This is a genomic window from Enterobacter cloacae complex sp. P15RS (assembly GCF_014895905.1).
Lineage (GTDB): Bacteria > Pseudomonadota > Gammaproteobacteria > Enterobacterales > Enterobacteriaceae > Enterobacter > Enterobacter quasihormaechei.
Map to the genome: position 1 here is coordinate 1 of NZ_JADBQL010000040.1, position 23,189 is coordinate 23,189.

20 protein-coding genes and 1 pseudogene are annotated in these 23,189 nt (G+C 57.0%); 14 read left to right on the forward strand and 7 right to left on the reverse strand.

Annotated features, from left to right (window positions below; genetic code table 11):
• Positions 1-354 (forward strand): annotated as a pseudogene (locus tag IM267_RS21400) (hypothetical protein); the annotation flags it as partial.
• Between the two features lie 44 nt (positions 355-398).
• Positions 399-740 (forward strand): hypothetical protein, encoded by a 342-nt coding sequence (locus tag IM267_RS21405; protein WP_226848226.1) that lies wholly within the window; start codon positions 399-401, stop codon positions 738-740.
• 88 nt (positions 741-828) lie between these two features.
• Here IM267_RS21405 and IM267_RS19940 read toward each other — a convergent pair whose 3' ends face one another.
• The 5 genes from IM267_RS19940 to opgC form a co-directional block, all read right to left on the reverse strand.
• Positions 829-1,248 carry an ATP-binding protein gene (locus tag IM267_RS19940; protein WP_082830919.1) on the reverse strand — a complete coding sequence of 140 codons (420 nt, stop codon included), beginning with the start codon at positions 1,246-1,248 and terminating at the stop codon, positions 829-831.
• A gap of 7 nt (positions 1,249-1,255) precedes the next feature.
• On the reverse strand, positions 1,256-1,594 hold the full coding sequence (locus IM267_RS19945) for an STAS domain-containing protein (RefSeq protein ID WP_193034143.1): 339 nt from the start codon (positions 1,592-1,594) through the stop codon (positions 1,256-1,258).
• Positions 1,591-2,736, reverse strand: coding sequence for a PP2C family protein-serine/threonine phosphatase (locus IM267_RS19950; RefSeq protein ID WP_370551751.1), 1,146 nt, complete (start codon positions 2,734-2,736; stop codon positions 1,591-1,593). Before IM267_RS19950 ends, IM267_RS19945 begins: the two co-directional genes overlap by 4 nt.
• Positions 2,737-2,807: 71 nt before the next feature.
• A complete protein-coding gene (locus IM267_RS19955) occupies positions 2,808-3,707 on the reverse strand; it encodes a hypothetical protein (RefSeq protein ID WP_193034145.1) in 900 nt (299 codons plus the stop codon).
• A gap of 10 nt (positions 3,708-3,717) precedes the next feature.
• Positions 3,718-4,935, reverse strand: coding sequence for an OpgC domain-containing protein (gene opgC, locus IM267_RS19960; protein ID WP_193034146.1), 1,218 nt, complete (start codon positions 4,933-4,935; stop codon positions 3,718-3,720).
• 284 nt (positions 4,936-5,219) lie between these two features.
• Between opgC and IM267_RS19965 the strand changes: the two genes are divergently transcribed.
• Genes IM267_RS19965 through IM267_RS19995 form a run of 7 tightly spaced genes read left to right on the forward strand, consistent with a single transcriptional unit; the run spans position 5,220 to position 16,582 of the window.
• Positions 5,220-7,034 carry a glycosyltransferase gene (locus IM267_RS19965; protein ID WP_193034147.1) on the forward strand — a complete coding sequence of 605 codons (1,815 nt, stop codon included), beginning with the start codon at positions 5,220-5,222 and terminating at the stop codon, positions 7,032-7,034.
• Entirely contained in the window at positions 7,031-8,362 is a 1,332-nt protein-coding gene (locus IM267_RS19970; RefSeq protein ID WP_112792909.1) for a DUF3131 domain-containing protein, read from the forward strand. Before IM267_RS19965 ends, IM267_RS19970 begins: the two co-directional genes overlap by 4 nt.
• Positions 8,359-9,906, forward strand: coding sequence for a DUF3131 domain-containing protein (locus tag IM267_RS19975; protein WP_193034148.1), 1,548 nt, complete (start codon positions 8,359-8,361; stop codon positions 9,904-9,906). Before IM267_RS19970 ends, IM267_RS19975 begins: the two co-directional genes overlap by 4 nt.
• Positions 9,891-11,285 carry a DUF3131 domain-containing protein gene (locus IM267_RS19980; RefSeq protein ID WP_193034149.1) on the forward strand — a complete coding sequence of 465 codons (1,395 nt, stop codon included), beginning with the start codon at positions 9,891-9,893 and terminating at the stop codon, positions 11,283-11,285. Before IM267_RS19975 ends, IM267_RS19980 begins: the two co-directional genes overlap by 16 nt.
• Positions 11,282-11,716 carry a globin gene (locus tag IM267_RS19985; protein WP_107533564.1) on the forward strand — a complete coding sequence of 145 codons (435 nt, stop codon included), beginning with the start codon at positions 11,282-11,284 and terminating at the stop codon, positions 11,714-11,716. Before IM267_RS19980 ends, IM267_RS19985 begins: the two co-directional genes overlap by 4 nt.
• Before the next feature lie 2 nt (positions 11,717-11,718).
• A complete protein-coding gene (locus IM267_RS19990; protein ID WP_193034150.1) occupies positions 11,719-14,415 on the forward strand; it encodes a response regulator in 2,697 nt (898 codons plus the stop codon).
• Complete coding sequence (locus IM267_RS19995; protein ID WP_193034151.1) at positions 14,384-16,582, forward strand: sugar-binding domain-containing protein; 2,199 nt, start codon at positions 14,384-14,386, stop codon at positions 16,580-16,582. Before IM267_RS19990 ends, IM267_RS19995 begins: the two co-directional genes overlap by 32 nt.
• A 7-nt stretch (positions 16,583-16,589) precedes the next feature.
• On the opposite strand, the gene IM267_RS20000 is transcribed toward IM267_RS19995, so the two are convergent.
• Entirely contained in the window at positions 16,590-17,501 is a 912-nt protein-coding gene (locus tag IM267_RS20000; protein ID WP_226848228.1) for a LysR family transcriptional regulator, read from the reverse strand.
• A 120-nt stretch (positions 17,502-17,621) separates the two neighbouring features.
• Here IM267_RS20000 and IM267_RS20005 point away from each other — a divergent pair, with 120 nt between their 5' ends.
• From IM267_RS20005 to IM267_RS20015, 3 genes are all read left to right on the forward strand, one after another.
• Positions 17,622-18,227, forward strand: a complete 606-nt coding sequence (locus tag IM267_RS20005; RefSeq protein WP_193034153.1) for an NADPH-dependent F420 reductase — start codon at positions 17,622-17,624, stop codon at positions 18,225-18,227.
• Positions 18,228-18,244: 17 nt separating this feature from the next.
• Positions 18,245-19,126 carry a helix-turn-helix domain-containing protein gene (locus IM267_RS20010; protein ID WP_193034154.1) on the forward strand — a complete coding sequence of 294 codons (882 nt, stop codon included), beginning with the start codon at positions 18,245-18,247 and terminating at the stop codon, positions 19,124-19,126.
• 101 nt (positions 19,127-19,227) lie between these two features.
• Complete coding sequence (locus IM267_RS20015) at positions 19,228-19,974, forward strand: SDR family oxidoreductase (protein WP_193034155.1); 747 nt, start codon at positions 19,228-19,230, stop codon at positions 19,972-19,974.
• A 39-nt stretch (positions 19,975-20,013) separates the two neighbouring features.
• Here the strand turns inward: IM267_RS20015 and IM267_RS20020 are convergent, their stop codons facing one another.
• Positions 20,014-20,736: an SDR family oxidoreductase gene (locus tag IM267_RS20020; protein ID WP_102751118.1), complete on the reverse strand. Its 723-nt coding sequence runs from the start codon at positions 20,734-20,736 to the stop codon at positions 20,014-20,016.
• Between the two features lie 98 nt (positions 20,737-20,834).
• On the opposite strand from IM267_RS20020, the gene IM267_RS20025 reads away from it, so the two are divergent.
• Positions 20,835-21,752: a LysR family transcriptional regulator gene (locus IM267_RS20025; RefSeq protein WP_064909817.1), complete on the forward strand. Its 918-nt coding sequence runs from the start codon at positions 20,835-20,837 to the stop codon at positions 21,750-21,752.
• Positions 21,753-22,644: 892 nt separating this feature from the next.
• Positions 22,645-23,189, forward strand: a 545-nt coding sequence (locus IM267_RS20030) for a BapA prefix-like domain-containing protein (protein WP_193034156.1), incomplete at its 3' end; no start/stop codon positions are given.

The window sequence follows — 23,189 nt, forward strand, 5'->3', positions numbered from 1 at the left end:
CACCCGCCCAGCGCCCCCTCACACGCCAGCATCATCAGCGTCGTCTCATCCTCCTGTACCGATAAAATCTCCATACCCACCGGCCCCCCTTTGCGGCTCACGCCGCACGGCAACGTTATTGCCGCCAGACCGCTGATGGCGGCCAGCTCCGGCGCGCAGCCGGGCGGGATCATCTGGCACCCTTCCGTGCTGGCGGCAGCAGGCGAATACGGAATGTATTTGAGCAAAGATAACATGCTGATTGCGCAGGAGGCTGGCGACCCGCAGCCTGCTCCCGCCGCGCTGCTAACGCCGCTGTCAGAGAGCTATATTGCCGGGCTGCGCGACTACGGCGTTGAGGAGAGCGCGCGGTAACCGGCGATGACCGCTGCTGGTCAACACAGGGACTGCCGGATTCGGTGCTGCCGGGACACGACGGCGAAATTGCGCCGGTCATCGGTTTTGGCATTTCACAGGATCGGGATTCCGCTCCCGCTATCGTGAGTCCGCACGGTTTTTCCGTCGAATGGCTGCGTCTTGCTGAGGATCACGTTGTGGGCCGACACCTGTGTCCGGATATTCAGGTCATCATGGTCTTTAAAGGCCAGCTGGAGGTCACATGGAACGAGGCGATCCTGCAACAGGCGAGAGAACACAATCGCTGTCTCGATCCCGATGGCTACGTGGCCGATGCCGACATCCTGCCCTCCACGGCCCGTCGGGCCGGTGCAATACTGGAGAAATGGCAGGCGGATGCCTGACTGGGTTTATTACCGTCATCACGATACTGGCGCAGATTGTTAACTGCGCCCATTCCGTCCCTCACCAGACCTTCTCCACGGTCAAACATTATCCGACCATCGCCTTCTCCAGAACGGTAATATTTTTCCCTGCAACGTTTTCCACCGTGAAATTATCGGCATACAGCAAAATGAGTTTCAGTCCTCTGCCACTTTCAGCCAAAAGACAGCCGTCGAACGTCACGTCTTCACGCCCCGCCGCGAGACGTTCAGCAGGAAAGGCATCGCCATCGTCCGTAAAACGCAGCGTCGCGCCCGAGCGGGTAGCGATGAACTCCACGGTGAAGCAACGTTCCGGGTCCTCATGTAGCGCATGGCGAATAATATTGGTTGCCGTTTCACAGGCGGCGAGATCGAGCGCAAAGCGCCAGTCATCACTGACGGACAGCGAAGCCATCTGACGTTCAAGCCACGCCGCGAGCGGCGAGACTGAGCTTAACGAGGCGGGAAGCGTGATGTCGTTAGCCACGGTCAACTCACTGATTAAGCAGCGCAAGTGCCGTAGCGCGATCCGGGCAGATGCGAAAAATGCGATCCATACGGGTCAGGGTGAACATGTTGCGTATACCAGGGTTCAGCGCGCACAGCACCATGTCACCTTTACCGTTCATCATTTTGAGCAGCGATACAAGCGCGCCCAAACCGCTACTGTCGATGAAATCGATTTTGCTGAAGTCGACAATCAAAGCTTTACGATCCTCACCGAGCTCCCGGATGACGGCATCTTTAAAGGCCGCCGCCACCGAGGCGTCAAGTCTTCGCACCGAGGGCGTCATGATATTCACGCCGGGATGCCTTTCTGTATCAATATTCATTGTCTTTCTCCAGTACGCTCAATAATTAACAGGGAAACATCGTCGGCCATTGCCAGGGGTTCCCGGCGTTCCCCACTGCGCCAGTGAACAAGGTGCTGCGCAAACTGCGGTAAGAGCTGTTCCAGCGCTAGCGTGGCATCACGCTGAAGCCGATGCTGCAATCGCGCCTGCCCAAACTGTTCGTTATCAGGGTTCTCACACTCGGTAATACCATCACTGAACAGGCAAAGTCGTTCGCCCGGTGCCAGCGAGAAGTTCACGTCTGTCCAGCTCAGATCCGGCATCAATCCTACCGGCGCGCCGCCTTCACCGACCGTCCTGATCTCGCCGTCAGGGTTCACAATAAAGGGAGTGGGATGCCCGGCCTGGCAAAGCTTGCCTTCACCTGTCGACAGGTCGATAACACCGTAAATCATGGTGAAATAGCTCATTATCTCCACCTCTTCGCTGCAAAAGCGACCGTTCAGGATCCGAACGACGTCCGCGGGAGAGGCAACATCGCTATCGTCCGCAAACAGAAAACGCTCCACCGCCCTGCCATGCAGAAACTGACGGGCCACGGCAAGCGACATCATCGCCGCGCCGACGCCGTGCCCGGATACATCCACGCAGTAGAATCCCAGGTGATTGTCCAGCGGGAAGACATTGAAAATATCGCCAGACACCCAGGCTGACGGCAGGAAAATCCAGTCGGCAAAATAATCCCGGTAGCGCAGCTGATGCGCGGGCAGCACCGACTGCTGGATCCGTGCCGCCACCTCAAGGTCTTGCTCTATCTGCCTTAGCGCCTCGCTGAGGCGCGCATTACGCGCAGCAAGCGTGGCTTCAAGGGACAAAACCCGTGCCCCCGCGTGCAGTCGCGCCCGCAGCTCACTCTGCTCGACCGGCTTATTGAGAAAATCATCCGCCCCGGCGTCAAACCCCACCGTCAGATCGCCCGGCTCTTCGCGCGCGGTAAGCAAAATTAAATAAACATAATGTCCAAACTGACGGCTGCGAACCTCCCGGCACAATGTCAGGCCATCCATTTCCGGCATATCCCAGTCGCTGATCACCAGGCTGACGGGCTGGTTTTCAAGGATCTCAAGCGCGGCGACGCCGTTCTCCGCCTCGTAGACGATGTATCCCCACTGCGTCAGCATTCGGCTGAGCAGGCGACGATAAACCAGTGAATCTTCAACAATCAGGACGTGCTGTGACACCCTACGCCCTCCTAAAGCGGTAAGAACCAGATGACGCTGACGGTGCCTTCCCGGAATTTGCCGCTGCCGCTCTGGTGGCCGGGGTAACGGGTGCCGGAATAGTTAGCGTACTGAACGGAGAATGAACCCGGCGTATAGCCCGCGTAGCCAAAGCTATAGCTATAGTCGCCGTTCCAGGGCTGTTGCTGGCTGCTGTCCGGGAACCAGAACGCCGTAGCGCGCACGAAGAAATGCTGCTTAAAGGTATAACCACACCCGCCCAATACCACGTTTTTGTTTTTGCGGATATCGTTGCTGTCCAGATCGTAATAGCGCGGAACCCAGCTGTAGCCCATCTGGCAAATGATGGAGTCGCCTTTGTTGATCAGGAGCGTATTCTCCACGGGCTTCGGCAGTGAAAATTTATACGCCAGCGTCACGGCCCCCTGTTCAAAATAGGTGTGACGACGCGTTCCAGACGTCCAGAAGCGGTTATCCCCGTAATTGCTGTACACCAGGCTGACCGTGTTGGCATGCCAGTCGTCATAGCCAAAGCTGTAACGAAAATCAGCCGTATAGCGGCTGGTGTCCGTCACCGGCAACCGCGATGTCACGTTGGCAAACCAGTAACTGTAGGGTGAGTATTGCAGGCTGAGATTGAGCGTCTGGTTGTATTTACGTTTCTGCTCCGCGCTGTCCGAGCTGTTCGGGATGGTCATCCACTGCTCTTTCAGTCCGGAACTAAAGCTCAGCGCGCCAGAGAAGACGTCTTCATTCCCCGAGAACAGGCGACCCCAGCGGCTGGTGAACACGCCTGCCTGCACCGGCTCGCCGTTCTTGTCACGTAGCGATTCCGCATCGTCCTTCGGCGCAGCCTCTATGCCGGTGGCAACGCACAACAGCGCACAGGTCAGCAACAATTTATCCCGCATCTGCCCTTCCTTAGTTAGGTATCCAGCGCGCGGCGACGTTATATTTCGCCATCAGCCACAGCACGCCCAGCGTCACCGCGTGGATGAAGGTATTCACAACCCAGTCCTGGCGCCACAGATCGAACGTGACGAACTGGCTTACCAGGAATACGACGTAGACGTGCAAAATAAAGGTGTAAAGCGAATGCTGACCAAGCGGGATGAGAAACCAGCCCGCCAGGCGATACAGCGGCTGCCAGCACCAGGTCAGCAGCAGATAGACCGTCACCATCAGGCTGATATCGTTCACGACCCTGACGGGTCCAAGGCCATTTTTTGCCGCCCAGGTATGATAAAACGCGTTAAAGTTCTCGGGTGAAAGGCTGTGCATGAGCAGCGCGGGGGGCATAAACGGGTTGGTATGATTCTGCGCAATAAAGCCAAGCACCAGCGCAATCATTACCAGCGCCACGAGCACCACCTTACCGGCGGGGGTGCGGGCAAAAGAGATCAAATCTTCTTTGTACCAGCCGCTGCACATTCCCAGCACAAAAATGAACTGCCAGGCCAGCAGCGGAAACGCGAATTCAAACTGAGACGGCGTCACGCGCACCGGCCATATCTGCCAGCAACCGTAAACGAGCAACGATAACCCCAGCAGCCAGTAGACGTATCCTCTCTGGAGCATTCCCAAAAACAGCGGACTTAACAGCAGAAGAAAAATATAGAGCCCAAGAATTTGCGTTTGATGAGGACCAATTTGCAGGTAGAGGACAATGTTAAACCAGGTTTCTCTAATTTGCGGTGTCACCGGATACAATGCCCAGGTTGTACCTGAGTAACGATCGGTAAAATGGGTAACCTCAAAGACGTTAATAAACGGAAGATACCCTAACAGCAAAAATGAAAGAATAATGATGATATTTACACGATATATTTTCCATGCGCGCAGATATAACCCCCAGGATATCGTCAATAATACCGCTTTTTGCAATCTGGCACGGTTTAACATTCCCAGCATAAATCCGGAAAGGATCACAAATCCTTCAGCACCGGTGACCAGACCAAACCTTTCCCAGGTGAATATATTAAATATCGACATCACTTCCGTGTGCGCCACCACCATCATTACTAACGCGATACCGCGCATAAAATCAATACGTAAATCACGTTTATCCGACAGGACGTAACGCCATGCTGTTGGTTTTTCAGTATCTTTTCTTATAAGCACAGGCGCAATCTGGCTCATGGGGCGTCGCGTTCTCCATGCTAAAAAGTTTCTTGTATTTTATTTAGATAGCGTAAAGAAAAGCATCTGGCAATTTTTGACAACGCCTCCGATATTATTAAGCGTAGTTAACGATTATTTAAGCATGCCTGAAAGATCGGTTTTTTACGCCTCTGGAATTATTTTATCCACCATCTACACTTACTTTACTTTTTGTTTTAGCGGACGTTATTTTCTGTTTTGCGCTCCCTGTCGGTAACGGGTCAGTTATTAATAGCCATCGTGGAATCAGGATATCCTTCTCTATGGATTTTTATTTTTCCCGTTTTGAACATCGCCAGCCGCCTGAACCGCTTAAGACACCGCGCTGGGTAATGCTAACATGGCAGGTATTAGCGGTTGCCGCGCTGATTTTAGGCGCTAATTATCTTTACTGGCGCTGGACAGCCTCCTTAAATACCGATGCGCTGTGGTATGCCATTCCGCTGGTATTGGCGGAAACGCTGGCCTGGATCGGCACCGTGCTGTTCACCATTAACCTGTGGAAAGAGGACGATCCGCCGCAAAACTCGCCCCCGGTTGAGATCAATGACTGCCTGCGCCCCGAAGACGCGGAAGCATCCAGACCCCTGAAGGTCGATCTCTTTATCGCAACCTATTCAGAAGACGTGGAGCTGGTCAGGCTTTCTATTCGGGACGCCATGAAGATGGTCTACCCGGTTCCGCTGGACTATAAAGTGCACGTGCTTGACGACGGTCGACGGCCAGAAATGAAAGCCGTCTGCGATCAGGAAGGCGCCAACTACATCTCCCGCCAGACCAATATTGGCTTCAAGGCCGGTAATTTGCGAAACGGACTTGAGCAAACCGACGGAGATTTTCTGATCATTTGCGATGCCGATACCCGGGTATTCCCCACCCTGCTCAGCCACACGCTGGGCTACTTTCGCGATCCTGACGTCGCCTGGGTCCAGACGCCGCAGTGGTTTTTCGACCTGCCGGAAGGGGAAAACCTGGCGCGCTGGCTTGGGCGGAAAGCGGGCAAACCGGGATACGGTTTGGGATGGCTTGCGCAGAAATTCATCGGGCCGGTGACCATTGGCCGTGACCCCTTTTTTAACGATCCGCGCATGTTTTATGACGTGATTTTACGCCGGCGAAACTGGGCCAACGCCGCTTTCTGCTGCGGTGCGGCCTCTGTACACAGGCGCGAAGCGGTAATGCAGGCCGCGCTGCGCAGCTATGTCTGGACGGTGGAAGAAGAGGTTGAGCGCCACACGCGGGATATACGCGATCCCGTCATGCGTGAAACCCTCCAGGATGCCATGCGCCCTCACGTGGCTTTCGACACAGAGCTCACGCCCTATAAGTTTCACGTTTCGGAAGATATTTATACCTCCATCCTGCTCCACGGCGATGCCGCCCGCCGCTGGCGCTCGGTGATGCACCCGCGGATCGAATCGAAAATGCTCTCTCCGCAGGACATGCTGACGTGGATGATCCAACGCTTCAAATACGCCGCGGGTTCACTGGATATTTTGTTCCACGACAATATTTTCAGCCGCCGCCGTTTTAAGCTTTCTCTGCCGCAGACCCTGATGTATGCCACCACCTTCTGGTCCTATCTGGCCTGCGTGTGGAACACCATTTTCCTGATATCGCCCATTGTTTACCTGTTTACCGGCATTCCGCCTGTTTCAGCCTGGTCAGAGCCCTTTTATCTTCATTTTTTACCCTTTTTCATCATGTCGGAGCTGGCCTTTATGTTCGGCACCTGGGGGATTTCAGCCTGGGACGGCAGAGCGTCATATCTCTCCTTTTTCTCAATGAACCTGCGTGCGCTCGATACGGTACTGCGCGGTGAGCAGATCAAATTCCACGTCACGCCGAAAGAGCGGCAGACGGGCAGGTTTCTCTATCTGGTGAAACCGCAAATCGCCATCGTCGTGCTCACCCTGGCCGGGCTGATTTGGGGCGGTATTCAGGTCGCTCGCGGGCAGGTGGACGATCCCTCCGGCTACGTCATCAACATCTTCTGGGGCGCAGTCAACATTGCCGCCATGCTGCCGCTGATCTTCGCCGCCATGTGGACCCCGGCTGAAGAAGAGGTGAGCAAATGAGAAAACGCGACGCGCTTTTGTCAGCCCGCAGCTACCTCACGATCCTGCTCGGCTTTCTGCTGGGATTCGCCATCGTCGTCTGGGTTGAAAAACAGATGCCAACACGCGTTGAGGGCAGCGCGGGGATGTCGCTGAGTAACGATTTCCCGCCCCTGCCCGCGCCGCGTGAGCTGACATTCGAAGAGGCCATCTGGGGGCGGGTAGCCTGGCAGTATTATGTGAACAATACGCAGCCGAATGGTCTGGCCAACGCGCACGACGGCGAGCCCTGGCTCAGCCTGTGGAGCACCGGCAGCTATCTGTTTGCCGCTGTAGCCGCCAGGCAGCTCAACATTCTTACTCCCGACGAATTTGATGAACGCATCGCGGCCGCACTGGCTGCTCTCGCCCGTCTTCCGCTCAACCCGCAGGGGCTGCCCGCCGCCTATTACCATGCCGACACGCTGGAAGCCCTGGGTAAACCGGACGCCTCGGCTATCGGCTTGGGCCGCCTGCTTAACGCCCTGCAAACGTTGCTGTGGCGCTACCCCCAGCATGCCGCCGACGTGCGCAATCTTTTAGATCGCTGGAAGTTGGGCGCCCTGATTGCCCACAACACCAGCAGCCAGGCCGCGGTCCCGCTCCACCACTGGGCGCTGGCGACGGACGAGCCGCGAAACAGCTTCGGCTATCGCCTGTATGCCAGCCATACGCTTCGGCTGATCGACAGCGCGGCGGGGCTGGCGGTGACGAACCCGCCGGAAGGGCAGCAGATGATCGACATCGACGGAATAATGGTGCCTGATGAAGGGCTACGCACCCCGTGGGGTCGGCAGCCTTCGCTTATCAGCCTTCCCTATTTATTAACGGGCCTTGAGCTGGGTTTCGACGCGCAGAGCGCCGAAATTGCCTGGCGCATAATGCAAATCCAGCAGCGACGTCACGGCCTGCGGGTCCGCAAGCCGCCGATCAGCACCGATTACGCCGAGCCCGCGCCGGATTACGTCAACGATCTGCCCGATCGCCAGCCGCTGCAAAATAGCGCTCTGCTTGACGCCACGCCGGAGCAAACGGCGATAACCTCGACCCGCACCGCCTTTGCCTGGTACGCCCTGTTCCGCAACGGCTGGAGCGAAGCGCTGCGCCAGCAGGTGCAGAAGCTACAGGTGCCGGGTAAGGGCTGGCAGCGCGGGCTTAACCTTAACAACAGCGTGAACGAGATCGTTGACGCCGATACCAATGCGGTCGTCCTTGAGAGCCTGGCGTACATTGCTCACGGTCAGATGCTTTGTCTGGCCTGCCCTGGCCCCGCCACTCCCCCCACATCTTCAGCAGGAGCGAAGCCATGAAGCTGAAATCAATACTCTTTTTTCCTCTTCTGGCCGGGCTTGTGGCAGGCTGGCTCTCACTCTCTGCGGCCCAGGCAGCGACCGGCCTTCCCGCCTCGGATTACCCGCCGCGTAGCGGGGAACTCACGCCTCGGGAGATGACCATTGCCAAAAACGCCTGGCAATATTTCGTTGTGAACTACCAGCCCACTACCGGGCTGGTGAATGCCGTCAATAAATTTCCCTCAACCACCATGTGGGACAGCGCCTCCTACATGGCCGCGATGACGGCCGCAAGGGAGCTGGGGATTATTGATAAAGCCGAATTCGATCGCAGAATGCTGAAATTACTCGCCACCCTCAACAAACTGGATTTGTTCCGCAACGAACTGCCCAACAAAGCCTATAACACCATCACCGCCCAGAAGGTTAACTACCAGAACAAACCTGGCGAGATTGGCTTCTCGGCGCTGGACATCGGCAGGATGCTGATCTGGCTGAAGGTCATTAAGGAGCGCTATCCGGAATACAGCAACAGCATTGATAACGTAATGCTGGGATGGAATTTCACCAACGTCATCAACCCCTGCGGGATGATGTACGGCGCCTACCTGGAAAATGGCCAGCCAAAGTACGTGCAGGAAGGGCGGCTGGGCTATGAAGAGTACGGTGCTGCGGGCTTTGCGCTGTGGGGCTTTGGCACCTGTCAGTCGAGCCAGCCCCAGCCCTACGAGCTGGCTGAGATCTACTGCGTTATGGTGCCCTATGACTCGCGCGATCCGCGCCTCACCAGCCAGCATAACTACGTCGTCACCGAATCCTATGTGCTTTACGGCCTGGAATTTGGTTTCGACAAGCCGACGGACAGGGAGAACAGCCCACGCGATTACTCTCATCCGTGGATGAAAAACTTTGCCGACAGGGTTTACCAGGCTCAGGAGAATCGCTACGCCATCACCGGTATTTTATCCGCTCGCTCTGAGCATCAACTCGATAAGTCCCCCTACTTTGTCTACGACACCGTTTTTAGCGACGGCTTCAACTGGAACACCATTACCGATAAAGGCGTGTACGTTCCCAACACGGCCGCCGTCTCGCTGAAAGCGGCGCTCGGGATGTGGGTTCTCTGGAATTCGCCTTATACCGACCGCCTGCTGGACGCCATTGAAAACGCCAACGAGGCAGACAAAGGATACTACGAAGGGCTGTACGAAAACGGCGACGGCCCCATCAAAGAGTTCACCGCCAATAACAACGGGATCATGCTTGAAGCCCTGTTGTTCAAGAAAGAGGGCAAGCTGTTGCAGTTCAACAGCGATAATCCCAAAGATCGCCACTTCGCCCCTTCCCTGTGGGAGAAAAAGCTGGTGGACCTCTTTGAACCCAATAATGCCTCGCGCAACCGCCCGTTCCTGAACAGTACGCCAGCGGTGAAGACATGGTGTGAACAGACCGGAACCACCCTGCGCACCAAACCCGGTTGCCAGGCCTGTCAGTGTGCCACCTGTAATACGGACGAGCCTGTAAAACTGCCGCCGGTGACCGCACAATGCTTAAGACCTTAGCCCGCGGGCTGGCTGCCGCCGTCCTCATTCTTATTATCGCCTTCGTCCTGTTCCGCCAGGAGGGCGCAGGGTGGCGCTGGCTGACCAAAGGTGGCTGGCACACCACCGCACGCGTCAGTAGCCTGACGCCTCAGGAGCGGGAGTGGGCGCGTATCGCCTGGCGCTATTTTGACAATAATACCCAGCCTCAGACAGGGCTGGTCAACGGCAGCGATAAACAGCCGCGCGTTACGCTGTGGCAAATGGGCGATACGCTTATCGCCCTGCTGGCTGCCCGCGAGCTTGATCTTATCCAGGCGGACGAATTCGACGCCCGGCTGACGCGCCTGCTCGGAACCCTCAATCGTCTGACGTTGACCGAAACCCGCACCCCCGGAAGGCTCTATTCCAGCCGAACGGCGTCGCCCATCGATTTCACAGGAAAACCGGCCCCGCGCGGCTGGTCGGCAAAAGATATGGCCCGTCTGATGCTGGCGCTGCGGCTCGCAGCCGAGCGTGCCCCTGAGTACCGTGAATATCTTGATAAAATCATCCTGCGCTGGAATTTCTGTCCGGTGTTGGATAAGGACGGGGAGCTGTGGTCTGCGTCCGTGCAAAACGGGCAGCCGGTGGTGCGCGACGAGCTGCGGCTGGGTGAAAGCGAATATGCCGCCAGCGCGTTTCGGCTGTGGGGATTTTCATCGGATAAGGCATTCTCTCCGCCTTCTCAGAACATCATTCTGTACCAGCGTAGCCTCGCCGTTGACGCGCGCGATCCCAGAACGACCTGGCAGCCGTCGCTGCTCTCCACCCTCCCCGCCATGCTGCCGGGGCTGGAGTTTGGCTGGCAACCGCCCGGCGTGACGTCCGATATTCACAAAACGCTGCGCGCGCGGGCCGAAGCCGTATGGCTTAGCCAGAAAACGCGCTGGGAGCGTGAGCGCGCGCTCACCGCACGCGCCGATTTTTACCTCTCTCAGGCCCCCTGGCACGTAGAAGACACCATCTGGGGAAATGGCTATGCCTGGAACACCCTGGGCGACGACGGAAAAAGCTATCCCCGCCTGGCACAGGTGAGCACGAAGGCCGTCTTTGTGCTCTGGGCGCTGTGGGAGACCGATTACACTGACGCGTTGATGGCCGTTACCCGGCACCTGAATAATCCGAAACAGGGCTGGTTTGAGGGCCGCGTTGAGGCAACCGGCGACATCAACCCGACGCTCACCCTCTCGACGAACGCCATGGTGCTGGAAGCGCTGCTGTACAAACACAACGCCGGGCCGCTGTTTGAAAATGGCCTGGTGGAAAACGATGGCTATTTTGCCCGCCGCACGTCGGATCCCTTCAACCCGCCCGGCCTCTGCCTGCCGGGCGAACGCGCCGCGAGGGCCGCACCATGAAATTTTATCGCGATCTCTTTGACGCCAGCCTGAACCGCGTTCTGCCGGAGAATGATAAACGGCGCTTTTTGCAGGCTTTCTGGGAGACGTTTATCCATATGTCCCCCGAAACGGAGCAGCATTTTGCCCGGGGCCAGGGGCGGGATGGCCAGCAGACGATCTTCAAGTGCTTTTTCGCCATGCTTGCCGTTGACGGTGCGCTCTTCGTGCCGGATTTTCTGGAACGTCTGGCGCGGGAGCAGACTGATGAAGGGTTACGCCTGCCGCCGCGCTTTTTCGGACTCTGGCGGGAGGCCATGCTCAGGACGGTGCGCGCCTGCGATCCCCTTTGCGACGAAGAGATCCTCACGGCCTGGGCGATGGCGATTGCGCCCGGGCTGGAGTATCTGCGCCGCCAGGCGGAGCTGCACTATCAGGCCGGAGGCGAGTAACCATGCGATCCACATCCCGGTTCGATCTCAACGCGCTGCCCGTGGGGGTGATGATTTACGATCCCGCCGAGCGTCTGCTGGCCTGGAATGACCAGATAACGCGCTTTTACCCGGTCATCACCCCCTGGCTGAGCGCCGGCGCTTCGCTTGAAAGCCTGGCGGAGAAATTCATTGATGCAGGCTATAACATCGACCCCACCCGCCGCCGGACCCTGCGGGAAGCGATCGTTCGCAACTGCCGCCAGTCGAGCCATCGTGAGGTGCGGCAGTCGGGAAACCGGCGGCTCTACGTGCAGCATCAGCGTCTTGCGGATGGCGGTATTCTCAGCCTGCATACCGATATTACCGAACTTGACGACGCCCAGCGTTCGCGCCACCAGCTGCACGATGATTTTTTACTGACCGCAGAGTCCATTCAGATCGGCATCTGGAACTGGCAGGTCTCTCAAGACAGCCTGGAGGTGAACGATACGCTGCTGGCGATGGTGGGTCAGTCGCGTACGCACCTGCACTACCCGCTGCGCTTTTTACTTAACCTGGTCCATGAAGAGGATCGCGCCGTGCTGCGCAACGCGATGATCGCCTCCAGACAGGAGCATATGCCGGTATTTGAATGTGAAATTCGCGTACAGCACGCGACCCAGGGCTGGCGCTGGATGCTGATCTCGGGGCAGGTGGTCACCCTCAGCATGCAGCAGCAGGCCGAACGGGTGATCGGCACCCTACAGGACATTACCCGCCGCAAGGAGGCCGAGCTGCTGGCCATTGAAGCGGCGAAAGTCGCCCGGGAGGCCAACGAGGCGAAAAGTGCATTTCTGGCGAACATGAGCCACGAAATTCGCACCCCGATGAACGGCATCCTGGGCATGACACAGCTCTGCCTCGATACGCATCTCAACCCCGAACAGCGGGAATACCTGTCTCTGGTGATGAGTTCAGCGCAGTCACTGATGCATATCATCAATGACATTCTCGATTTCTCCCGCATTGAATCAGGTAAGATGACCGTCGATACAGAGCCGCTGGAGATCCGTCCCTTTGTGCAGTCGCTGATCCGCCCGCACATGCCCGCCGCCAGCGAAAAGGGCATCGAACTGCTGGTGGATATCGCACCTGAAGTGCCGGACATACTCATCGTTGATGGTCCCCGGCTACGTCAAATTCTGACTAACCTTTTGGGCAACGCGCTGAAGTTCACCCATCAGGGTGAGGTTATGCTGGCAATAGAGCCTGCACAACGTGAAGGTCAGTGGCGTTTTCGCCTTCGCGACAGCGGCATTGGCATCCCGGTGGAGAAACAAAAAGCCATTTTCGAGGCGTTTAGCCAGGCCGATAGCTCAACCACCCGCCGCTACGGCGGTACTGGCCTCGGGCTGACCATTTCAGCCCGTCTGGTGAGCCTGATGGGCGGAGAGCTGACGGTTCAGAGCGAGCCGGGGGCAGGCAGCGAATTTGCGTTTACTCTGCCGCTGGAAAGCCAGCTGGCTGCTTCCACTCCCGGTGCTCCTGTAGCCCGCTTTAACGGCGAATCGGTTCTGGTGGTCGACGACAACAGCACCAACCTGCGACTGCTGGACACGATGCTTCACCAGATGGGTCTGACGCCGACCTGTGTTAACAACGCAGGGGAAGCGTTAAGCCTGATCGCAAAAGGGGGATGCTGGCCGCTGATCCTGCTGGATGCGCAGATGCCGGATATGGACGGCGTATCGCTGGCCCTTGAGCTCTCCGTTATGCCGCAGGCCGGGCAAAGCCACATCATTATGCTCAGTTCCATGAGCCGTCATTTCGACGCCAACATGCTGAAGCGCATCGGGATCGCCCATTATCTGCATAAGCCGGTTGCCCAACGTGAACTCTATCAAACCATAGCCAGCGTCCTTGCGCCCGCCCCCCTTGCCTCCCCCGCGGCTGTGCCCGCTTCTGCGCCCGTTACGGCGCAGGCCAGTCTGCGTATCCTGCTGGCTGAGGACAACCTGGTGAATCAGAAAGTGGCCAGACGCCTGCTGGAGCAGCTCGGGCACCGTTGCGAAGTGGTATCCAATGGCCGGGAGGCCCTCGAACGCTGGCGTGAACAGCCGTGGGATTTGATGCTGGTTGACCTGCAAATGCCAGAAATGGACGGTGAAACGGCCATTCGCCTGCTTCGTGAAGAAACGCTCGCGCGAGGGCGTAACCATCAGCCCACCATCGCGATGACCGCCCATGCCATGCAGGGCGACAAGGCGCGCTGTCTGGCAATGGGCTTCGACGGCTATATTGCCAAGCCGGTAAGTCAGGAGGCGCTCAGGGAGGAGATAGCCCGTGTTGTCGCCGGAGAAGAAAAGGGTCTGCCGGATGAGGCACAGCTGTTAAAACAGTGCGCGGACGATCCTGAACTGGTTAATGAGCTGCTGGCGCTTTTCGGCAACGGTCTTGACGAGGCGGTGGCAGCCATAGCGCTGAACATTGCGCATGATGACCGCGAGGCCCTGCGGCGGGCCGCTCATAAGCTTCGCGGCGAAGCCGTCACCCTCGGTTTCACTCGTCTTTCAGAAGTGCTTCAGCAAATGGAGAGTCAGGCGGTCTCGCTGAACCAGACGGGGCTGAGCGTTTTACATGGCGAGCTTATCGAGGAGGCCAGACGCTCTGCGGCCTGGCTGCGCCGCAGAGCTCAGGAGGTTAAAGATGATCAGGTTTCTTCTGCTGCTGGCAATTAGCCCTCTGCTGGCCCAGGCCAGCCAGCCCGTCACCTGGTCACTGGCCGGAATGTGGCGCGTGCATGACGCCAACCTCAGCACCTTTGATGGCGCCAGCGCACCTGACCGCGACTGGCGATCGGTTGCGGTTCCGGCCAACTGGTACAGCGCCGGATACGATCATCAGGGTGCTCTCTGGTATCGGCACGAATTTACCCTGCCCCGGCGCGCGCCCGATACCATGGCCACCCTGGTCTTTGATGGCGTGGACTATTTTGCCGACGTCACGCTCAACGGCAGGCATCTTGCCCGTCACGAGGGGTATTTTCAGCGCTTCTCCGTAGACATAAGCGATGCTTTGCAGCGACACAATAAGCTCGCCGTGCGGGTGGACAGCCCCTGGGAAGATCCGAAAACAATCTGGCCGCTGCACAAAACGATGGTTAAAGGCGTACTTAACCAGCACGACACTCGCCCTGGCGGGGCGTGGGCAGAGAATGGCCAGGACGCCAACTCAGGTGGGATTTGGGCACCGGTGAAGCTACACCTGAGTCGCGGCGTGACTATCGATGAGGTGATCCTGCGTCCGGACTGGCGTGAAGGGCTGAACAAACCAGCGCTGCGCGCCGAGATCCGCTATCGGGCGTTGTCTGCCGGTGACGTCACGCTGCGCCTGTCAGCGACCCCTGATAATTTCATCGGCGAGCGCACAGAGCAGGCGTTTTCGGTTCAGATTGCGAAAACGGACGGTAAGCCGCGGTCGCTCAGCGTCACGCTGCCCGTAAAAGACGCGAAGCTCTGGTGGCCAGTGGGCTATGGCAGGCCAAATCTCTACCGGGTGCGTGCGACCCTGGCGGACGAACAGGGCGTGATGGATACCGCGGTGACCCGAACCGGCCTGCGCAAGATGGAGGAGCAGCCGGACAACAGGGGCTGGCTGATCAATGACAGGCGCCTGTTTATCAAGGGAAGCAACTACATCGGTTCCCCCTGGCTTAGCACCATGACGCGCAAGAAATATCGCCGCGACTTCAGGCTGGTACAGGCGATGAACGCCAATGCGATACGCGTTCACGCGCATGTGGCAGGCCGGGCGCTTTACGATGTGGCTGACGAGATGGGGCTGATGATCTGGCAGGATGTCCCCCTGCAATGGGGTTACAACAACAGCGACGCCTTTGCGGACAATGCCGCGCGGCAGACCCGCGAGATGGTTGAACAATTTGGCAATTCCCCGGCCATTATCGTCTGGGGCGGTCATAACGAGCCGCCGTGGAATTCACCGTGGATGGAAAAACGCTTCCCCGACTGGAATAAAACCCTGAACCAGAACCTGACGAAACGCGTGGGAGACGCGCTTGCGCAAGACACCTCGCGCATTGTGCATCATTTTTCCGCGGTGGAAGAACACTACTGGGCCGGCTGGTACTTCGGCACCATGCGCGATTTGCTCGGCCCCGCCAAAACCGCGATCATCACGGAGTTTGGCGCTCAGGCGCTACCGCGACTCTCAACCCTGAAAACCATCATTCCCGCCCGCCTGATGTGGCCGAAAAGCACCGCCGCCGACGATCCCGGCTGGACGCACTGGAAATATCATAACTTCCAGCCCTTCCAGACCTTTAAATTTGCCAATATTCCGCGGGGTAATACCATTCAGGAGATGATTGCCAACACCCAGCGTTACCAGGCGGAGCTGGTGGCAATGGCGGCAGAGAGCTATCGCCGGCAGCGCTATCAGCCGGTTACCGCCCTCTTCCACTTTATGTTTGTAGAAACCTGGCCCTCCATCAACTGGGGCGTCGTGGATTATCTGCGTAAGCCGAAAGCGGGCTACTACGCGCTGCAAAAAGCTTATCAGCCCATTCTGCCGTCGATTGAACCCGTGACGGCGGTGTGGCGTCAGGGGAACGAAGCAACGGTTCGCCTGTGGGCAATAAATGACACCTGGTCCGCCTGTGAGGCGTGTCGTCTGAAGTGGCAGGTGAAGCAACATGGTCGGGTGCTGGCTAAAGGCAATACAACCCTTACGCTTCCCCCCGATTCGGGCAGCAGGATCCAGGACATCACCGTCACACCGACCACCAGGCATAACGTTACCATTGAGTATGAGATTTCGGATCGCGCCGGTAAAACCGTGGGTTCCAACCAGCGCACTGAGAGGGTGGAAAGCCCTCCTGAGCCATAAATGCTGGCTACCCGACGCTGCTATTGTTACCCGGCATGCCAGCCTGCATTTTCAGCATGTTAACGAACCAGCGCCCGGCCGGCCCGGGCGGATGTTCTTCCAGGTGCACCGCCTGCATGGAAAAACCGGCCCCGACGTCGGGCTGCATCTGCACGTTCAGCGTAACCAGTTTTCCCGCTGCGAGATCTTCCTCGACCATTGGCAGCGGCATATAGCCCCACCCCAGTCCGGCACGCAGGAAGGCGTGCTTCGCGCCCATATCCGCCAAATGCCAGGTCTTCGACGACATGACGCCAAAGCTTCGGCCCACGGTGAGAGCGGAGCGATCGGTCAGCACCAGCTGGACGTGTTCCTGTAAGAGTGAACGAAGGATCGGGCCAGACGCGGTCGCCAGCGGATGCTCAGGGGAGACAACGGCCACCGCAGGCACGCTGAGAAGGAATTCTGAGGTGCATCCCGCCGGAAGATGCGGCAGCGATCCGGTTATCGCCACCCGGCAGTGACCGTCCAGCAAAGGCTGGAGCACCGCCCCCAGCGCTTCCACATACAAACGCAGCGGCGTGTCAGGAAATGCCTGATGAAACGCCTGCACCGCAGCGGTGAGCTGCGCAACGGGAAACATCACGTCGACGGACACCACCAGCTCAGGCTCAAGTCCTTCCGCTAAGGTGCGCGCCTTAGCCTTAAAGGCATCCATCCCGGCAGCGGCAAGACGTGCCGCTTCCAGCATGGCGACGCCCGCCTCCGTCAGTTTCGGATAGCGCCCGGAACGATCGAATAATGGAAACCCGACCTGCGCCTCAAGATTGGCCAGCGTCGCGCTGACAACCGACTGCGCGCGCCGCAGCCTGCGCCCGGCGGCGGAAAAACTGCCCTCATCAACGGCGGCAATAAAGGTGCGCAGTTGATCAACAGACATACCGTCCAGCATGTATCGCTCCAGCAGATGGATTCCATCTAATTATATAGGCTATTCAGATAGGTTAAAGATTACTACTCTCTGTGCATGTTCACTACACATCATTGAAGGTTATTCAGCATGAAAACAACAACGGTAGGCATTATCGGCGCTGGCGCAATCGGGCAAGCCTTTGCAGGACAGCTGGTTAAAGCGGGCATAAACGCTATTCTGAGTAACAGCCGCGGGCCGGAAAGCCTGGCTGCGGTGGTCGATAGACTGGGACACGGGGCGCGCGCCGGCACCGTACAACAGGCCGCTGACGCCGATATCGTCTTTGTCAGCACGAACTGGGACAAAACCGAAGCCGCGTTAAGGGGTATTCACTGGGATGGGCGTATCCTGATTGACGCGACCAACCCGGTCATACTGCCAGGCTTTACGCTGGCTGAACTGGGCGGGAAAAACTCGAGCCAGGTTGTGACTCAGTGGGCGCCGGGTGCACGCGTCGTGAAAGCCTTTAATACCCTGCTTGCAGGGGTGCTGGCTCAGGATCCGGCGCAGGCGGGTGGTCGTCGTGTCGTCTTTCTCTCCGGAGTCCATCCAGACGCGAAGGCGGACGTCAGCGCGCTGGCAGCGCAGCTCGGTTTCGCACCTATCGATTTAGGCAGCCTGGAGGTCGGCGGTACGCTTCAGCAATTCCCCGGCGGGCCTCTTCCGGCGGTAAACCTGGTGCAACTGGCATAACGAAAGGCACGATAAACATGACGCAGCGTACTTCCGCAGAGACGTTTGAAGAGTACCTTCCCGGCGAACTGCTCAGGGAGCATCGGGCGCAATCCTCCCGGGATGTCTTTGTGCAAATTCTGGCGCGAAGGCACGTTCAGGAAAACGTCATTATTCCGGCGGTACCGGAGCCTTTTATCGTCTGGATCCTCTCAGGTAATGCCGTCGTTGAGGAGCGCTCTCCCGGGGAAGCGTGGTTATCAAACCGCGTTGCCGCAGGTGATTTTTTTCTCACGACGGCGGACTACCCAAGCGAAATGCGCTGGCGCGCCGAGCCAGAGACACCGTTCGTCGTCATGCATGTTTACATCGGCGTGGCGATGATGCAGGAGTGTGAATTGCGGGAGGTTTCCGGCGCGCGCGACGAAACGCTGTCCGTCCTGCTGGAGCAGATACGTCGCGAGCTGTATTTGCAAAATCCACCAAGCGGCCCGTTTATCCAGGGGATTGCACAGGCGCTGGCGGTACACCTTATTCGCACCTACGGCACCCGTGCGAAACGACACCGCGGGGGCTTGCAGGCGTTTAAACTGCACCGGGTCTTCACGGCAATGCGTGACGGATTAGCCCAGCCGTTTGACCTGGCACCGCTGGCTAAGCTGTCCGATCTGAGCGAATACCATTTTAGCCGCGCCTTTAAACAGTCTACCGGGCTTTCGCCTTCCCACTATTTTATCCGGCTACGCATGGAGGAAGCGCGGCGCATGCTGTCGGAATCCACTGATTCCGTTATCACTATTGCCCTGAACGTGGGTTACACCAGCCCCAGCCACTTTGCAGCCGTCTTCCTCAGGCATAACGGCGTGACGCCCTCGCACTATCGCAAGGCGATGGTGCGTAGCAAAAGCCCGACAGTTTGAGCAAAAGCCCGCGCGAAGCCAGCGCCTGAAAAATCCATTATTGAACCGTACTTCAGACGTTCTTTCTGAAGCGTTGAAATTAACTCTCAAGAGGATCAACTATGGAACTCAAAGGTAAAGTCGCGCTCATCACCGGTGCTTCAAGCGGAATTGGCGCCGCCACGGCCAAAAAATTAGCGCAACAGGGCGTCAGGGTGGGTCTCGCCGCTCGCCGTCTGGATCGCCTCCAGGCGCTGGTGTCTGACATTGAGGCTGCTGGCGGTGAAGCCATAGCGCTGGCGATGGATGTCACTGACCCGGCCTCGGTGAATGAAGGGGTGGCGACACTGCACAAACGCTATGGGCATATTGATATCGCCTTCAATAACGCCGGGCTGATGCCGATTTCGGATATCGCCAGCCTCCGGGTTGACGAATGGCACCGTATGGTAGACGTCAACGTAAAAGGCCTGTTTAACACCGTGGCGGCCGTGCTGCCGATTATGCAGTCGCAGCGGTCCGGGCATATCATCAATACCTCGTCGATCGCCGGGCGTAAAACCTTCCCCGGGCTTGGCGTGTACTGTGCAACAAAGCACGCCGTTGCCGCCTTTTCGGATATTTTGCGTATGGAGCTGGCGCCGCAGTTCAACATTCGCGTCACCTCGCTTCAGCCGGGTGCCGTTGAAAGTGAATTATTCGAGCATATCAGTGACGAAAATTATCGTTCACAGATGGAACAGCTGAAGGAGAAGATGACGTTCCTGAAAGCCGATGATATCGCCGACTCGATTCTTTACGTGTTGCAGGCACCGGAACATGTGGACGTGGCAGAGCTGTTTATTATGCCGACCGAACAGCCGTGGTAAGAGGGTGAAGCGGGTCAGGCTTATGCCTGACCCGCTACGTTAGTTTGCGGATGCCGTAGGTCTGATGGTGATTTCGGTGGTATCGACACTCTCAGGCGCCTCGATGATGTGGCGCACGGCGCGGGCGATATCAGCCGGTTTGAGGGCAATAGCCCGGTACGCATCCATCACCGCCATGGTTTCTTCGTGCGTAATGGTCGAGGCCAGTTCGCTTTCCACCACTCCGGGGTTGACGCAGGTCACGCGGATGTTCGAACTTTCCTGACGCAAACCATCGGAAATGGCCCGGACCGCAAATTTGGTTGCACAATAAACGGCGGCTGTGGGCACAACGGACAAGGCACCGATCGAGCCAATATTAATGATCTGCCCCGAGTTCTGGGCTTCCATAATTGGCAGAACCGCGCCAATTCCCCACAGTACGCCCTTGATATTCACGTCAATGGTGCGTTCCCACTCATCCTGCTTGCCTGCGGAAAGCGGAGAGAGAGGCATAATGCCCGCGTTGTTAATCAGTACGTCAATGCGGCCCCACTTTTCCCGTGCTGCCTGAACGAAGGCAGCCATCGACTGGCGGCGGGTTACGTCTAATTCCTGCGCCTCTGCCTCCCCTCCTGCGCTGCGGATTTCTTCAGCCAGGGCGTGGATGCGATCCAGCCTGCGTGCCCCGAGGAATACTTTTGCGCCTGCCTTGCCCAGCTCTCTGGCAATACCTTCGCCAATACCGCTGGAGGCACCGGTAATTAAGATCACTTTGTTCATGTTTTATTCCTTCAGTTGAGTTCAAAGCAATCATAGAGTCTCACCATTGTTTCTTGTATCCTGCCTTTACTGGACTCACTGGTTAGCGATGTTAAACAATGAAAATTGATCTTAATTTATTACCGCTTTTTCTGGCGGTCGCCGAGGAGCGCAGCTTCAGCGCGGCCGCCGGGCGGCTGGGCATCACCCGTTCCGCTGTCAGCCAGGGGATAAGACGTCTCGAAGATGGGTTTCAGACCCTGCTGGTAATGCGCACCACGCGCTCGGTAAGCCTTACCGAAGCGGGTGAACGGTTGCATAAATCGTTGCAGGGGCCCATCGCCAACATTGAAGCGGCCTTTGACGATGTCGCGTCGGACAGCACACCGCGCGGACAGCTCAGGATCGCGGTCACCTCAATTGCGGAAGCGTTTCTTTCTGGCCCCCTGCTCGCCTCGTTTGCGGCAGCGCATCCTGCGGTATCGCTTGATGTCTTCGTGTCAGATGAGGAGTTCGATATCGTGGCGGCGGGCTATGACGCAGGGGTGAGGCTGGGCGAAGTTATCGAAAAAGACATGATCGCCGTTCCCCTTACGGGCCAGCAGCGTGAACGGGTGGTGGCTTCACCTTCTTATCTGGCGACGCACAGCGCGCCGGCGCATCCCCGAGAGCTGGTCGCTCATCGGTGTATCGGCTGGCGCCCTTCCCCGGACGTCGCACCCTATCGCTGGGAATTTGAAGAAGCAGGCGTCCCTTTCGATGTGGCCATTGAACCACAAATCACCACTAACGATCTGCGTCTTATGCTCAGTCTGGCGCTGGCGGGCGGTGGAATTACCTTTGCCACGGAGGATACCTTCGCGCCTTACATTGAATCAGGACAGCTGGTTTCCTTACTGGATGCGTTTCTTCCGTCTTTTCCTGGCTTCTATCTCTATTTTCCCCAACGCCACAATATGGCCCCCAAACTCAGAGCCCTGATCGAGCACATCCGCCAGTGGCGCCAGCTCCCCGCCACGCAACCTGCTCAGCGATAAACGGTTCCAGCCCTGGATGCAGATTTTACTCAATCTACCGCGTCCTTTTGATGAGCATCAACGACAGCACAGCGTTACCATGGAAAATGACAAAGGACACGATGGGCAGGACTTTACACAAGGATGGAACCGTAAAAATGCACAGACCAATGATCGTTATCCTCTTTATTCTTTTGACATTAGCCGCCCTCGTGGAAATCGGCCTAATTTCTTTCGGCTAAACCGGTTACTTCTGAAAGGCCACATTTGTGGCCTTTTATTTATTAAACATGAGAAGAAATCACTTTATTTTTTGAGTAGCAGAAATTAAAGGCCCCATAAAAATATATTTTATAAATGAGATAATTTTAAATATATCATACACCAGATAATTCACCCTAACTTAAACCGCAATTAAGCAACAATTAAACCTAACCAAAATTATATATATATCGCACATTTTAATTATTATTATCGCCCTGCCAGCCCCGTTTTAAGGGTTGCACCTTTTACGCCAAAACTCTTTCGCCACGCGCCCTTGTAGCGAACGAAATATATTCATGCTATCAATTAATTTCCCCTGCAATAACCGCGCTGGGTTTACGAACGCTTAATTTGCATATTCAGACATTTATAGCTATATCATTTTCATAACGAAATAAATCAATACCTGCACAAATAATAAGGCTTATAAATCGCAAATATATAAATAAACAACAGTTTCCTGACTAAATAATTAGCTTTGCCCTGAGGTTGCCACTTTTAATCCTGGCGGGCATCGGTCGCGCTAAAGAAAGTGACGGTAAATTCTGTTTTTTAAACAGTATTTTCGCCGGGAGCGCGCTCATCCCTTCAGAAACGATGGCCTTGTTTGACACGCCGTAACCAATAACTCTGCTGGAGTAATAACTGTATGAGCCAAATATCTGTTATATCTAAATTAACTGGCGTGGAAACGACCACGGAAGGGACACAGATAACACTCGATCACTCATCTGTCGTTAAGCTTAACGTGGATCGAGCCGACATCGCAGGTTACTCCCGCAGCGGAAACGATCTGGTGATTACCCTCAACTCGGGCGAAGTGATTACCCTGAAGAATTTCTACGTCACTGATGCGCAGGGCGTAAGCCAACTGGTGCTTGAGGAGAGTGACGGCGCGCTGTGGTGGATTGAAGATCCAACCGGTGCCGCGACCTATGAATCCATCGCCTCCACCGATGCATTACTGGCGGCGTCAGGGAGCGATGCCGGCGGCGCCGCAGCGTGGCCCTGGGTGCTGGGTGGCCTGGCCGTCGCAGGGGGGATTGCCATCGCGGCGGGAACCGGCGGTGGAGGGGGCGGAGATGACGATAACAACAACCCGAATCCTGGCAATCCGGGAAATCCTTCCGAACCTGATACTACGCCTCCGAATGCCCCCACCAATCTTCAGGTCTCACCTGACGGCAAAACCGT